The 13,862-nt window shown below is 63.5% G+C and carries 11 protein-coding genes; 8 read left to right on the top strand and 3 right to left on the bottom strand.

Going from position 1 to position 13,862, the window contains the following annotated elements:
• Positions 1–27 precede the first annotated feature (27 nt).
• The 8 genes from V3572_RS13150 (at position 28) to V3572_RS13115 (ending at position 9,646) form a co-directional block, all read left to right on the top strand.
• Positions 28–438 (top strand): TSUP family transporter, encoded by a 411-nt coding sequence (locus V3572_RS13150; RefSeq protein ID WP_332111470.1) that lies wholly within the window; start codon positions 28–30, stop codon positions 436–438.
• 147 nt (positions 439–585) lie between these two features.
• Entirely contained in the window at positions 586–1,950 is a 1,365-nt protein-coding gene (locus V3572_RS13145) for a sigma-54 interaction domain-containing protein (RefSeq protein WP_332111469.1), read from the top strand.
• Between the two features lie 414 nt (positions 1,951–2,364).
• Positions 2,365–3,285, top strand: coding sequence for a DMT family transporter (locus V3572_RS13140; protein WP_332111468.1), 921 nt, complete (start codon positions 2,365–2,367; stop codon positions 3,283–3,285).
• Between the two features lie 50 nt (positions 3,286–3,335).
• Complete coding sequence (locus tag V3572_RS13135; protein WP_332111467.1) at positions 3,336–3,839, top strand: (2Fe-2S)-binding protein; 504 nt, start codon at positions 3,336–3,338, stop codon at positions 3,837–3,839.
• Positions 3,832–6,204: a xanthine dehydrogenase family protein molybdopterin-binding subunit gene (locus tag V3572_RS13130; RefSeq protein ID WP_332111466.1), complete on the top strand. Its 2,373-nt coding sequence runs from the start codon at positions 3,832–3,834 to the stop codon at positions 6,202–6,204. The genes V3572_RS13135 and V3572_RS13130 overlap by 8 nt, the downstream gene beginning before the upstream one ends.
• A complete protein-coding gene (locus V3572_RS13125; RefSeq protein WP_332111465.1) occupies positions 6,201–7,181 on the top strand; it encodes an FAD binding domain-containing protein in 981 nt (326 codons plus the stop codon). Before V3572_RS13130 ends, V3572_RS13125 begins: the two co-directional genes overlap by 4 nt.
• Positions 7,182–7,305: 124 nt before the next feature.
• A complete protein-coding gene (locus V3572_RS13120) occupies positions 7,306–7,932 on the top strand; it encodes a nucleotidyltransferase family protein (RefSeq protein ID WP_332111464.1) in 627 nt (208 codons plus the stop codon).
• A 151-nt stretch (positions 7,933–8,083) separates the two neighbouring features.
• The gene (locus V3572_RS13115; protein ID WP_332111463.1) at positions 8,084–9,646 is read left to right on the top strand and encodes a BCCT family transporter; all 1,563 of its coding nucleotides are present in this window, start codon (positions 8,084–8,086) and stop codon (positions 9,644–9,646) included.
• Positions 9,647–9,681: 35 nt separating this feature from the next.
• On the opposite strand, the gene V3572_RS13110 is transcribed toward V3572_RS13115, so the two are convergent.
• The 3 genes from V3572_RS13110 to V3572_RS13100 are packed head-to-tail and all read right to left on the bottom strand — an operon-like array spanning position 9,682 to position 13,484.
• Entirely contained in the window at positions 9,682–11,124 is a 1,443-nt protein-coding gene (locus V3572_RS13110) for a sigma-54-dependent transcriptional regulator (protein WP_332111462.1), read from the bottom strand.
• A gap of 9 nt (positions 11,125–11,133) precedes the next feature.
• Positions 11,134–12,342: a two-component system sensor histidine kinase NtrB gene (locus tag V3572_RS13105; RefSeq protein ID WP_332111461.1), complete on the bottom strand. Its 1,209-nt coding sequence runs from the start codon at positions 12,340–12,342 to the stop codon at positions 11,134–11,136.
• On the bottom strand, positions 12,342–13,484 hold the full coding sequence (locus tag V3572_RS13100) for an iron-containing alcohol dehydrogenase (protein WP_332111460.1): 1,143 nt from the start codon (positions 13,482–13,484) through the stop codon (positions 12,342–12,344). The genes V3572_RS13105 and V3572_RS13100 overlap by 1 nt, the downstream gene beginning before the upstream one ends.
• Positions 13,485–13,862 lie beyond the last annotated feature (378 nt).

Raw genomic sequence — 13,862 nt, 5'->3', positions numbered from 1 at the left:
CCTACAGCAATGTGGTAATACCGTTTGATGAACGGTCAGTGCCTGAGACGGGACACGGCCCTGCCGGGCGGGGTGGCCACGGGGCTCGCGGCCGGGGTTCTGGGGGTGGCCATCGGCGTGAACGGGCCTCCCGTCGTGGCCTGGGCCTCGCGGCGTCTTGTCGGCCGCGACGTGCTGCGGGCCACCCTGGCGGGCTATTTCCTGGCCGCCGGGGTGGGCATCGTAGGGTCGCAGTGGGCGGCGGGACTTGTGACCCCCCGGGTGCTTTGGCTCTTCGGCCTGTCGCTGCCCGCGCTTGGCCTGGGGCTGGCCGCAGGCGCAACCCTGTGCGGCCGCATCTCCGAGCCCGCCTTCCGCCGGGTGGTGTTCGCGCTTCTGACGGTGGCCGGGTGCGGCCTTCTGTGGCAGGCTGCGAACACGGCCGCCGCAGGGGGCTGACAAGGCGCCCCGGCCCGGGACTCCGGCCGAAAGGGGGCCGCCTGCGGGCTGGAAACATGGCGGCAGAAAGGGTACACGCCGGATCATTCCCCGCAGCGAAAACGGGACGTCATCAGTCGTTGGACCTGAGCCGGGATGGAGCGTTTCATGGAGAAAACAGAAATTTTCGGGATGGATTTTTCCACCTTCGTGCGGCTTATCGACAACCTCCATGATGAAATCATCATTTACGACAACAACTACCGCATGTTGTACGTGAACAAGGCCTGTGAACGGCACTACGGATTTACGCAGGCCGAAATGATCGGGTTGCCGTTTTGGGAAGTTGTCAAAAAACATCGCGCCTGGGACCGTTCCGTGCTGCCAGCGGTGTACAAGTATAAGTGTCCGGTGAAGCAGGAACAGAAAACGTACCTTGGCCTTGACATTTTGAGCATCGCAACGCCGGTTTTGGACGCGAATGGAAATGTGGAATACGTCCTGTTCAGCATTCGCGACAACTACCATGAAGGGAAAATTCCCTGTCGCGATGAGCTGACGACAGAGCAGGACGTGGTTGAGGACGCCCCGCCGAGCGACCTCATCTATCACAGCCGACTCATGGAGATCGCCGTCGAGTCGGCCCGCAAGGTGGCCGACATCAGCTCCCCCTGTCTGCTCCTGGGCGAATCCGGCTGCGGCAAGAGCCTTTTGGCGAAATACATCCACTCTACGGGCAAGCGGGCTGAAAAGCCCTTCGTGGTGGTCAACTGCGCCGCCATCCCCCAGCATCTGTTCGAATCCGAGCTTTTCGGGCATGTGCGCGGGGCGTTTTCCGGGGCGGTGCAAAAACGGGGGGGGCTTTTCGCCAAGGCCGAGGGCGGCACGCTGTTTTTGGACGAAATATCCGAATTGCCCCTCTCCATGCAGCCCAAGATCCTGCATGCGGTCCAGGAGCGCGAATACCGCCCCGTGGGCAGCTCCCAGACAGTCACGGCGAACGTGCGCATCCTGGCCGCGTCCAACAAGAACCTGGAGCACATGGTCCACAGCGGGGCGTTTCGCCAAGATCTTTTTTTCCGGCTCAATGTCTTCGACATCCTCATTCCCCCCCTGCGGGAACGGCGGCGCGACATCGTGCCGCTTCTGTCCCACTTCCTGAACCGCTTCGGCAAACAGCACGGCAGGAGCTGCCGTCTGTCCAGCGACGCCCAGACCCTGCTGTGCCAGTATTCCTGGCCCGGCAACATCCGGGAGCTGGCCCATCTGGTGGAACGCTTGGTGGTCACCGTGGACGCCGAGGTGATCACCGTCGACCATCTTCCCGCCTCGATCTACGCCACTTCGGCCCAGGCCGTGTCGTCGGTCATGGGCGGGGGGGCGTTGGACGAGTCCCTGGCCGCCATGGAGCGCAAACTGGTGCTGGACGCCCACGCCATCCACGGCAGCACGCGCAAGGTGGCCGCCGCCCTGGGCATCAGCCAGACCCGCGCCTCCCGTCTAATCAAGAAATACGCCTCCCGCTCGAAGTGAAATCAACTCATTGAGTCGAAAACGATTCATGCCCCCAGGGGGAGACGGCTGACGGAATCCCAAGGGCATGAGTCGAAAACGACTCGCACTCCTTTTCCAAAATCCGGCGCCGCCTCCGCCATGTTTCCGTAACACACCGCCAAAAAAAGAGAAGTTCCATTTCTTGTGCGCCTGGACGTGTTGGCACGTCCGTTGCTCATAGCAGGATATTCCCATGTCCGGCGGAGATGCTGTGGCATGCGACGTACAAAAGGAGGGGGCGACAGGAATCTGGATGCAACAAAACTTTGTCGACGACAAGGCGAGCGGGAAATGGTGTTTCATCGCCAGAATACGCTTGGTGCAGAGACATTCGTCATGCGGCGCGTTGTATGGAAAATCTACGGATAAACATCTTTGTTTCAAGGGGGGCGTATGTTCAAGGATCCGATTTTCATGGGCAGCTTCTACGCCTTGATGACCACCATGCTCTGGTCTGGAAACTACGTTGTGGCGCGGCTGGCCGTTGGAAAGATTCCGCCCATGACCCTTGGCGCGCTTCGATGGCTCGTCGCGTTGCTGATCCTGTGCTGTTTCGCGTTGCCCAAGCTGAAAAAGGAATGGCCCGTCGCCAAGAAGTTCATGATCCCGATTCTGGTGGCGGGACTTACTGCGGTCACCCTGTTCAACCCCTTGTGCTATCTTGCGGCGGCCAGCACCTCGGCCATGAACCTGTCGCTCATATCCGTCACCACCCCCATATTCATCGTCATCATCTCCGCCATGCTGGGTGAAAAGCAGCCGGTGAACACCTGGATCGGCTGCACCATCGCCCTGATCGGCTCGATCTATCTGGTGGCCGAAGGGCAATTGAGCCGAGTTCTGGGCATGCAGTTTGCGGTGGGCGACATCCTCATGCTGGCCGCCGCCATCGGCTTCGCCGTGTACAGCATGGTGTTGCGCAAGATCCCGGACGGACTGTCGCAGAGCACCATCCTGACCCTGATGGTGTTTTTCGGATTGATCATGCTCCTGCCCTTTCTGGGCTGGGAGTGGTCCAAGCCCGACGTCCATATCGAGTTCAGCGGCGTGGTGATCTTCAGCATCATCTACACCGGCGTGGGCAATTCGCTCATCGCCTGGTGGCTGTGGAACCTGTCCCTGGAAAAGGCCGGGCCCACCCGCGCCGGCATGATCTACTACAGCATGCCCCTTTTAAGCGGCGTCTTTGGCTATTTCTTCCTCGGCGAGGCCATCGGCGTGGTGCAGCTGGTCAGCGGCATCCTGATCGTCGGCGGCATCATCTGGTCCAGCCGTCCCGAGAAAAAACGGCTTGCGGCCGCCGAGGCCAATTGACGTTTGAGCCCGCCGCCTGTCGGCTGCAACGACAAATCAAGGAATGAGACATGAAAAGCGAAGAACCTGCGACCCCAAACATCCGGCTGACGGTGAACGGGGAGACCCGCGCCCTGCGGGTGCAACCCCACTGGACCCTCTCCAGGGTTCTGCGCCGGGAATTCGGTCTGACCGGGGCCAAGGAGGCCTGCGGCGAGGGGGCCTGCGGCGCCTGCACCGTGCTGGTCGACGGCGTGGCCACCCCCTCCTGCATGATCCTGGCCGTGGAACAGGAGGGCAAAAGCATCGTCACCATCGAGGGATTGTCCAAAAACGGGGTGCTGCATCCCATCCAGGAGGCCTGGCTTGAGGAATACGGCGCCCAGTGCGGCTTCTGTTCCCCGGGCATGATCATGTCCGCCCTTGGCCTACTGGCAAAGACCCCCGACCCCGACGAGGAGCAGATCAAGGAGGCCCTGGGCGGGAATCTGTGCATCTGCAGCAACTACGAACACATCATCGCCGCCGTCAAAAGCGCGGCCAGGAAGATGGCGAAGGAGGCCAGCCATGGCTGACACCACGACGGTGGGAAAATCCGTGCGCCAAAAGGACGGCCGACCCCGGGTCACGGGCCAGGCCAGGTACTACGCGGACTTTGCGTTCAAAAACCTGCTGCAGACCCGGATCCTGCGCTGCCCCCATCCGGCCGCCGGAATCGCGGACCTGGACGTTTCCCAGGCCGAGGCCCTGCCGGGCGTCCGGCTGGTCATGACCCACAAAAATTATCCCGGGATCTTCCGCCCGGCCCTGCATTACGTGGGCGATCTGGTGGCGGCGGTCGTGGCCGACGACGAGGATGTCGCCGAGGAGGCCCTGGAGCTGATCCGCGTGGAATACGTCAAAAAGCCCTTTGTCCTGGACCTGAAGGAGGCCATCGCGCCGGGCGCGCCCCAGGCCTTCGAGGGCGAGGACAATTGCCATGACTGGGAGTTCCACGCCTTTTTGAGCGACCGGGATCCCCGGACGCGGCTTTTCAAGACCAAGACCCCTTCCGACTACAACGGATTCGGCGACATCGAAAAGGGATTCGCCGAGGCCGAGGTCGTGGTGGAGCAGGCCGGCTTTCGTTACGCCTACTGCAAATCGCCGGCCATGGAGCCCAGGGGCTGCACCGCCCATTTCGACGGCGTCAAACTCCAGATGTACACCCATTCCCAGGGGCTGCACGACGAAAAGTACTGCCTGGCCCAGGCCCTTGAGGTCGGTTCGGACAAGGTCAACCTCGTGTCGCCCTTCACCGGCTCCAGCTTCGGCGGAAAAAACGCCGACGTGCTCAACCCCAACATGCCGTCCCATTATCTGGCCATCGCCGGCATGGCCAGCCTGGCCCTGCACCTGCCCGTGCATTGCGGCTACTCCCGCGAGGAGGAGATGCTGTGCGGCTGGTCGCGCGGCACCATCACCGACGTGAAGATCGGGTTCACCAGGGCAGGCGTCCTGACCGCCATGGACTTCTCCCACTGGCAGGAGGTCGGGGCCAGCGGCGACAAATATCCCCCGAAAAACGCCATGCTGGCCACGGGCGCGGTGCTGTACTCCCGCAACTGCGAGCATCTGCGCGGGAAGATCCGCTACGTGTACACCAACCGGTTCGCCTCGGTGGGCTGGCAGGGCTACGGCGCGCCCGAGGGCATCTTCGCGGTGGAGACCACCATGGACATCGCGGCGGAGAGGCTCGGCATCGATCCCCTGGAGCTGCGCAGGCTCAACTGCATGCGCACCGGCGACATCGACGCGGGCTGGGACCCCCTGACCTACAAGTCCGCCTACATCTCCTCCTCGGGCATTGAGGAGTGCCTCGATGTGGGGGCCAGGCATCTGGACTGGAAAAAGACCTGGCTGCATCCCCGCCACAAGACCGGACGCATCCGCCACGGCATGGGCGTGGCCATCTTCGCCATGGGGGCCGGACGTCCCGGCCCGGGCAACTCCAGCGAGGCCATGGTGAAGATCTTCCCCGACGGCACGGCCGCCTTGGTCTGCGCCATCGCCGACATCGGCCAGGGGCAGCACACCGTGCAATGCCAGATCGTGGCCGAGGTTTTGGGCCTGCCGTACTCCAAGGTCGGGCTGGTGTGCCACGACACGGACTCCACCCCCTTCGCCACCCTGGTGTCCAATAGCTGCGGCACCTGGATTCAGGGCTGGGCCACATTTGAGGCGGCCATGGACGCCAAGCGCCAGCTCCTGCGCCTGGCGGCGGACAAGCTGGGAGCCACGCCGGAGGAATTGGAGATCGGGGAAGACGGCATCCGTTGCATCGCCGCCCCGGGCCAGGGCCTCACCTTCAAGGAGGCCTTCGGCCCCATCGGGCATTACGGCGGACGGCACGAGATCATCGGGGCCTACGTCAACGACTCGCCCCATCCCAACTGCCTGCGGGACGGCCGCAAGGACGAACTCTACATCCCCAAGGAAAAGGGCGCCCAGTTCATCTCCCTGGATGTGGACACCGAGACCGGCATGGTGAGCAACGTCCGGGTGACCATGGTCCAAAACGTGGGCCGGGCCCTGCATCCCAAGATCGTGGAGGGCCAGTTGCTGACCGCCCGCCATGGGGTGGAGCACGCGGTGTTGGCCGACGAATGCATCGTGGACCCGCGCCACGGCTGGCTGCTCAATCCCAACTTCATCGATTACAAGCACGCCACCAGCATGGACTGCGTCGTGGAGCCGTTCGTCCTCGAAATCCCCGGGGACCGGTCGCACCCGTTCGGGGCCACCGCCTGCGGCGAGGGCGCCGCCTGCCCGACCCTGGCCGCGTTCTCCAACGCCATCTACAACGCCACCGGCGTCCGGCTCATCGAGACGCCCTTCACCCCGGCCAGAATCCTCGCCGGACTGGGCAAGATCCAGGCCAAAGGGAGAAAAAACGCATGAAACGGTTCACGCACATCGACCCGGCCACCATCGAGGAGGCCGTGTTCCTGCTGGAGGAATATCAGGGCGCGGCCCGGGTCATCGCCGGAGGCAGCGACCTTGTGGGCGGCCTGAAGGACAACCTGTGGATGCGCTACCCCAAGGCCGTGATCAACCTCAAGGCCATCCCGGGACTCAGGGATATCCGCGCCGATGCCGACGGGCTGCACATCGGCGCCCTGGCCACCCTGACCGAGGTGGCCGAGTCCGCCGTCGTCCGGGAGGGATGGCCGGGACTGGCCGAGGCGGCCAGACGAACCGGTTCGCCCCTTTTGCGCAACATCGGCACCATCGCCGGGAACATCTGCCAGGAGAACCGCTGCTGGTACTACCGGTATCCGCACAAGCTCGGCGGCCGCATCAACTGCGTGCGCAAGGGCGGCACGCGCTGTCTGGCCGTGACCGGCGACCACCGCTACCATTCCATCTTCGGCGCGGTGAAAAAATGCGTGGCCGTCAACCCCAGCGACACGGCCCCGGCCCTGGTGGCCCTGGACGCCGTGGTCCAGACCAGCAAACGGGCCATCCCCATCGACGGGTTCTTTTCTGCGGAGCTTGGGGCGCAGTCCACGGTGCTTGAGGGCGACGAGATCGTCACCGGTTTGTTCGTGCCGAACCAGGGGCCAGGAGGGAAAAGCGCCTTTCAAAAAATCGCCGTCCGCAAGTCCATCGACTTCGCCCTGGTCAATTGCGCCGCAGCCGTGACCTGTCTGGATGGCGTGGTGACCGCCGTGCGCATCTGCCTCAACGGCGTTCACAACAACCCGCGCCGCTGCGTCGCCTCGGAGGCCGCCCTGCTGGGGCGTCCCATAAACGGCGAGACGGCCCGTGAGGCCGGGGAGCTGGCCGTGGCCCAGGCCAAACCGCTTTTGATGAACGCCTTCAAGGCGCCCATGGCCAGGACCATTGTGGCCGACACCCTGTTGGCCTGTGTCTGACAAGGAAGGCGGCCATGCCCCGTAGCCGGAGCGCCGGGCGGGCCATGCCGCATGAACGCAGAAAGTCGGCGACGCCATGACGGGCATGAGCAGGCCACATGGCGGCGCCAAGGACCGTATCCCTATGAACCAGCGCATGGCCCCCGTTCATGGCGTCATCCTCGCGGCCGGGCGATCGGCCCGGATGGGCAGGGACAAACTCAGCCTGCCCTTCCGGGGCCTGCCCCTGCTCCAGCATGTCATCAACGCCTCGCGCGGCTCAGGTCTTGCCCGGGTGGCCGTGGTCCTGCAAAAGGGCTCCTGTCTTGCGGGCCGTGTGGACCTGGACGGATGCGAGACGGTCCTTACGCCGCAGCCGACGGACCAGGCGGCGTCGTTTCGGGCCGGACTGCGGGCCGTCATGGACGACGCGGCGGGCTGCATGGTCCTGCACGGCGATCAACCCCTGCTCGCCGGACGGACCATCGACCATCTGTTGTGGGCGTTCTCCCAGCAGCCCGACTACATGATCGCGCCGGTCCAGGAGGATCTGCGCGGGGCCCCGGTCATCGTTCCCCGGGCCTGGTTTCCCAAGGCCCTGGAGGTCGCCGGAGACGCCGTGGTCCGCACCTTGGTGGCCATGCCCGGGTTGACGTTGCGCCTGATGAAGATCCATGAGGTTGGGCCGTTTATGGGCATCGACACGGAACTTGAATACCGGCGGTTGCTGGCGCGCCATGAGGTCCGCCCCACGGCGGAAAGCGGCGCCTGAACCCGTCGTCGGCCAGACCGGCGCGCCCGGTCCCGGGCGGCCAGGGCCGGGCCATGCGGCGGCGAATCCGCAGTCCCGGCCTGCGAGGGCATATCCCCCCGTTGCAACAGGTCGTCCGCAGCCGTACCGGGGATGCGGACGAGGAGGCATCATGTCGCAGTCTGAACATCCCCAGGTTGTCACCTCAGGCTCGGCCTCTCCGGCCGCGAAAAGCCCGATCCGCAAGATGTGTTTTTTTGCGACGTTGGGCATTGTCCTGGCCAGCGGTTTCCCGCTTTTGGCCTTTCCCGAGGCCGGAGAGAGGGTCATCAACAGCCTTTTCGCTTTCGTCACGGTCAAGCTGGGCTGGCTCTACCTCCTTTCGGGGCTGGGATCCCTGTCGCTTCTTCTGTGGTTCGCGTTTGGGCCGCTTGGCGGCAAGCGCCTGGGCGAGAAGATCGAATATTCCACATTTTCCTGGCTGGGCATGCTGTTTTGCGCCGGGGTGGGGGCGGGCATCATGTTCGGCGGGTCCATCGACTGGGCGTACTACATGAAATATTCCCTGCTGGGCGCCCCTGTGGGTTCGCTGGAGAACGCCCGGATGGGATGCGCCTACGGCATGTTCCACTGGGGGCCGATATGCTGGGCCATCTACGCCACCCTGGCCGTGCCCATCGGCTACAGTTATTATGTGAAAAAGGCGCCGGTCCTGAACCTCTCCCAGGTCTGCGCCGAGCTTTTGGGCGTTCGGGCCCAGGGCTGGCCCGGCATGGTCGTGGACATCCTGTTTATGGCCGGACTGGTGGGCGGGTCGGCGACGGCCCTGGGCCTGGGGGTTCCCATCGTGGCGGCGGCGATCGCTTCGGTGGCCGGGCTGAAAGCGTCTTTTTCGCTGCAATGCCTCACCTTGGCCGGGGTGACGCTCATCTTCTCGGTCACCTCCTACCTGGGCCTGAAAAAGGGCATGTGCAGGCTCTCCGACTTTAACGTCTATCTGGCGTTGAGTCTTTTGGCCTTTGTCTTTCTTGTCGGGCCGACGCTGTTTCTCACGGACATGGGCATATCCAGTCTGGGGCTTCTGGCCTCCCGGTTCATCAGCATGGCCACCTGGATCGATCCGGCGGGTGAAAACGGGTTCACCCAGGCCTGGACCGTGTTCTATTATGCCTGGTTCGTCGCCTACGCCCCGTTCATGAGCATTTTCATCGCCAAGATCTCCCGGGGACGCACGGTGCGCCAGGTCGTCCTGGGGCCGGTGTTCATAGCCTCCCTGGGCTGTGGCTGCTTTTACATGATATTTGGCGACTTCGGTCTCCATTTGCAGCTCACGGGACAACTCGACGTGGTGAACATGGTCGCCGCCGGGAGCGGGGCCACGGCCATCATGGCCATTGCGGATTTCCTCCCGTTTCCCGCGCTGTACAAGCTGGTGTTCGCCGCCGTCACCGCCATATGCATGGCCACCACCTTCGACGCGGTGTCCTTCGCCCTGGCCGCCACCACCACCCGCACGCTTTCCCCCGACGAGGAGCCCGCCCGCTGGAACAGGCTGTTCTGGGCCATCTCCCTGGGGCTTTTGCCCACGGGCATTTTGTTCATCAACGGCCCGCTGTCCGTGCTTCAGACCGCCTCCATCGTGGTGGGGCTGCCGGTGCTGTGCGTCCTGTGGCTCGGCGTGGCCTCGTTTCTTGCGGAGCACCACCGTACCGGCTGGGCGGACGACACGGCGTAAGGCGTGGGCCGCCCGGGTCTTTCGGGCCGGGACCGTTACGGCCCGGCCGACTCGCCGCCGTGCCCGGCATGGCGTGGCCGACGCATGTCGGCGGCCACGCCGCCGCCTTCGGGGCGACCGTTCTGGCAGACCATCTCCAGGCCGTATTCCTTGATCTTGCGGTACAGGGTCTTGCGCCCGATGCCGAGCATGCTGGCCGCCTGGGTCCGGTTGTTGGACACGTATTCGAGCACGCGCACGATGAACTCCCGCTCGTGCTGCTCCAGGGTGGGGAAGGGCAGGCCGTTGGCCGTGTCGTCCAGGCATTTGGCGATGTCGTTGGGCAGACACTTCAGGGTGATCAGATCGTTCTCGGCCAGGATGATGCCGCGTTCGATGACGTTGCGCAGCTCGCGGACATTGCCCGGCCAATGGTAGGACATCAGGCACTGCAAGGCCTGGCTGGACACCCGGTAGGGCGGGCGATCCGGGTAGAGCTGCCCGAGAAAAAGCTCCATCAGCACGGGAATGTCCTCCCGGCGTTCCCGCAGGGGCGGAATCTCGATGCGGAAGACGTTGAGGCGGTGAAACAAGGCCTCATGGAAGCGCCCCGCCTCGACCTCCTTGTGCAGGTCGCGGTTGGTGGCGAAAAAAAAGCGGATGTTGGCGCTGCGCTCCTCCTTGTCGCCCACCCGGCGATACTTTTGGGACTCCAGGACGCGCAGGAGCATGGACTGCACCTCCAGGGAGAGCTCCCCCACCTCGTCGAAGAACAGGGAGGCGTTGTTGGCCAGGGACAAAAGGCCGTCCTGGGAGTCGACCGCGCCGGTGAAGGCCCCCTTGCAGTAGCCGAACAGCTCGCTGCGCAACAGTTCCTTGTTGAACGCCCCGCAGTTCTTGACGATTAAGTGCTTGTCGGCCCGGTTGCTCCTGCGGTGCAGGGCGTTGACCACCACGTTTTTGCCCACGCCGCTTTCCCCGGTGATGAGCACCGGGGTGAGGGTGGGGGCGACCTTGTCGATGAGGTAGCGGATTTCCGAAATGGCCGTGGAGTGGCCGATGAGGTGGGAGAAGGGCTCGTTTGTCTTGTTTTGCCGCAAAAGGTGCAGTTCTTTGTGCAGCATGGAGCGTTGGTAGGCGCGCTCGATGACCAGGGTCAGCCGGTCCAGGGAAAAGGGCTTGGTGATGTAGTCGTAGGCCCCGATCTTCATGGCCTCCACGGCGCTTGCGACCTCGGAATAGCCGGTGATCATGATCACTTCCACATGGGGCAGGGTCTCCCTGAAGTATTCCAGCAAGTCCACGCCGTTGCCGTCAGGCAGGCGGACATCCAGCACGATGACGTCGAAGGGGTGCTGCGCCGAAAGCTTCAGGGCCTGGCTTGCGGACGTGGCGGTCGTGACGACGCGGCCCGGCGAGGACAGTTCCTTTTGGATGAGCTTGCAGATGGAGGATTCGTCATCCACCACAAGGATGTTGATGATGTCGGGGGCGTGCATAGGCCGACCTCATTCCACGCAATACGGCAAGACGGTTTCAAAACAGGCGCCTTCGGTATAGGTGCTGTCGACGGAAATCTCGCCGCCATGGTTTTTTATGATGTTGTAGCATGTGGACAGCCCGATGCCTATGCCCTGACCCGCCGGTTTGGTCGTGAAAAATGGATCGAAGAGTTTGTCCAAGATCTCCTTTGGGATGCCGTGTCCGGTGTCGATGACCTTGAGCAGGACCAGGCGGCCCTCCACGGCGGTGTGGATGGCGATCTCCCCGGAGTCCATGACGGCGTACAGGGCGTTGAGCACGAGGTTGAGGATGACCTGCATGAGTTCGCCCGGGTGGCCCAGGACGTAGGGCTGTTTTTCCGACAGGTGCAGCTTGATCACTCCCCGGGGCAGGCGGGACAGGCGCGGATGCAGCAGTTGCAGGCAGTTGTGGACCACGTCGTTGAGGTCCACGATGGAATAGGCGCGGACGTCGCGATGCCCGAAGGTCAACAGGTTGCGCACGATCTCCGAGCACCGGTTACATTCTTTGAGGATGATCTCCAGATATTCCCCGAAGAGCTCCATGAATTCCGGCGCAATGCTGTCCTGATCCGGACACATGGCCAGCCTTTCCATGCGGTGGGCCATGGCCTCGGCGAAACCGCTGATGCTGGTTAAGGGGTTGTTGATCTCGTGGGCCACGCCCTCGGCCAGAACGCCGATGGTGGCCATGCGCTCGGCCTGGAGATATTGCGCCTGGTACTGTTTTTCCAGGGTCACGTCGCGTTGCAGGAGGATGACCCGGTTGGGCGCGCCGTGGGCGTCGCGCATGAGCGAGGCCGTACACTCGATCTGCCGTTTTTCGCCATGAAAGACCATGATCTCCAGGTGGCGGCAGACCCGGCCCGCGCCCTCCATGGCCTGGGTCAGGGAGCAGTGCGGGCAGGGCGTGCCCTGGCCTTTGAAGATTTGATGACAGGTCCGGCCGCGGGGCGCCACGTCGGGGTAGCGTTCGTGGAAGGCGTTGTTGACCGAGAGGATTTCGTAATCCAGGGTGAGCACGGCCATCACGTCGGGGATGCCGTTTAAAATGGCCTGGATGTCCTGGCGTTTCTGCTCGAGTTCGATGTTGGAAGCCCGGAGTTCGCTGATGGTCTGCTGAACTTCCTTGAAAAAACCGAGCTTGATCGATTCGATGCCGATGATTTCGTCAAGGCTCGTGGGATGCGGCATCACCATGCCTCGTAGTAGATGTTGAGAATATCCTTCCATGTGGCCGGACGCGGATTCGTCAGGAGACAGATGTCGTTGACGGCGTTGCGGCTGACCTGGGGCAGCTTGGTCTTGTCCGGGAGGATGTCGCGCAGTCGTGACGGCAGGCCGAACTCCTCGCGCAGCTGCTCCACCATCTCAATGCCGAAAAGCGCCGTCTCTTCGTCGTCGGCCAGGGTCCGACCGGTGATGATGGTCCCGATCTTGGCCATCTTCTTCAGGCACACCCCGAGGTTGTAGCGCATGACGTGGGGCAGAAGCAGGGCGTGGGCCATGCCGTGCACGATGTCGTACATGCCGCCCAGGGCATGGGCCAGGGCGTGCCCCAGGCCCACGCTGGCGTTGGTGAAGGCCATGCCCGACCAGGAACCGGCCACGGCCAACTGCTCCAGGTCGTCGATGTGCAGGGTGTCGATGGCGTTGCGGATATGGCGGATGAGCAGGTCCAGGCCGCGCAGGCTCATGACCTCGGTGAACGGGCTGGCGATGGGCGACACGTAGGATTCCACGGCGTGGGCCAGGGAATCGAACAGGGGCGGGATGACCAGGTCGCGGGTCATGGTCGTTAAGAGCAGCGGATCGGTGATGGAGATGTTCGGAACCAGGGTCCGGCTGATCAGGGTCATCTTGAGGCGGCGCTCCACGTCGGAGATGACCGTGAACTGCGAGATGTTGGACTCGCTGCCCATGGTCGTGGGGATGAAGACCATGGGCGGCAGGGGGCGTTTGACCTGGTTGGCCCCTTCGTAGTCCCGGATTTTCCCGCCATTTGAGACCACCAGGGCGATGCCCTTGGCCGCATCCATGGGGCTGCCTCCGCCCAGGGCCAGGACCACGTCCGCATCCTCCCTTTTATACAGCTCGGCCCCCCGTTGCACTTGATAGTCGCGGGGGTTGGCCACCACGTCGTTGAAATAAACGTAGTCCAGGTGCTCCTCACCCAGCAGATCGAAGAGTTGTTGCGTCCATCCGGCCGCCTCGACCCCGGGATCGGAGACGACGAAGATTTTGGAGGCCCCGAGACGTTTGGCGAATATCCCCGCGTACTTCAGGCTGCCTCGGCCGAAAATGAGTTCCGGAACGGCAAATTTGAAAATGTCCATACGCCTCTTTTTCTTTGGTTCGCTGCTGCGAAACGCGTGTTGTCCCAAGGGGAAAGGCGAAGGTGTCGGGCGCACCGCCAGACGGAAGGAGGGAACTCCAGGATTTCGAGATACCCCCCGGGTGTGGAGTGAGTCAAGACGGCCCGTCGCCATGTGCCTTGGCCTGCCTTGCGGGCCGCCCCGCGTCCGCCGTGTCCGCGCCCTTTCCGCCTTCTCCGGCCACGTTCCCCGTCTCATGAGCAGCTCTATCTTTGCACGTTGGATGCCATCCGGCCTTCCCGGGCTCGCCGCGCCCGGCTTGGCGGCTGCGGGCCAGGGCCGTTCCAGGGATACCGCGCCTTTTGGCGCGGCCGCCCCGAATCGGCCTCAGGGCCGATC

Origin of the sequence: Desulfolutivibrio sp., from assembly GCF_036584575.1 — a bacterium.
Classification (GTDB): domain Bacteria; phylum Desulfobacterota; class Desulfovibrionia; order Desulfovibrionales; family Desulfovibrionaceae; genus Desulfolutivibrio.
This window is presented reverse-complemented; position numbering and strand designations above follow the sequence as displayed.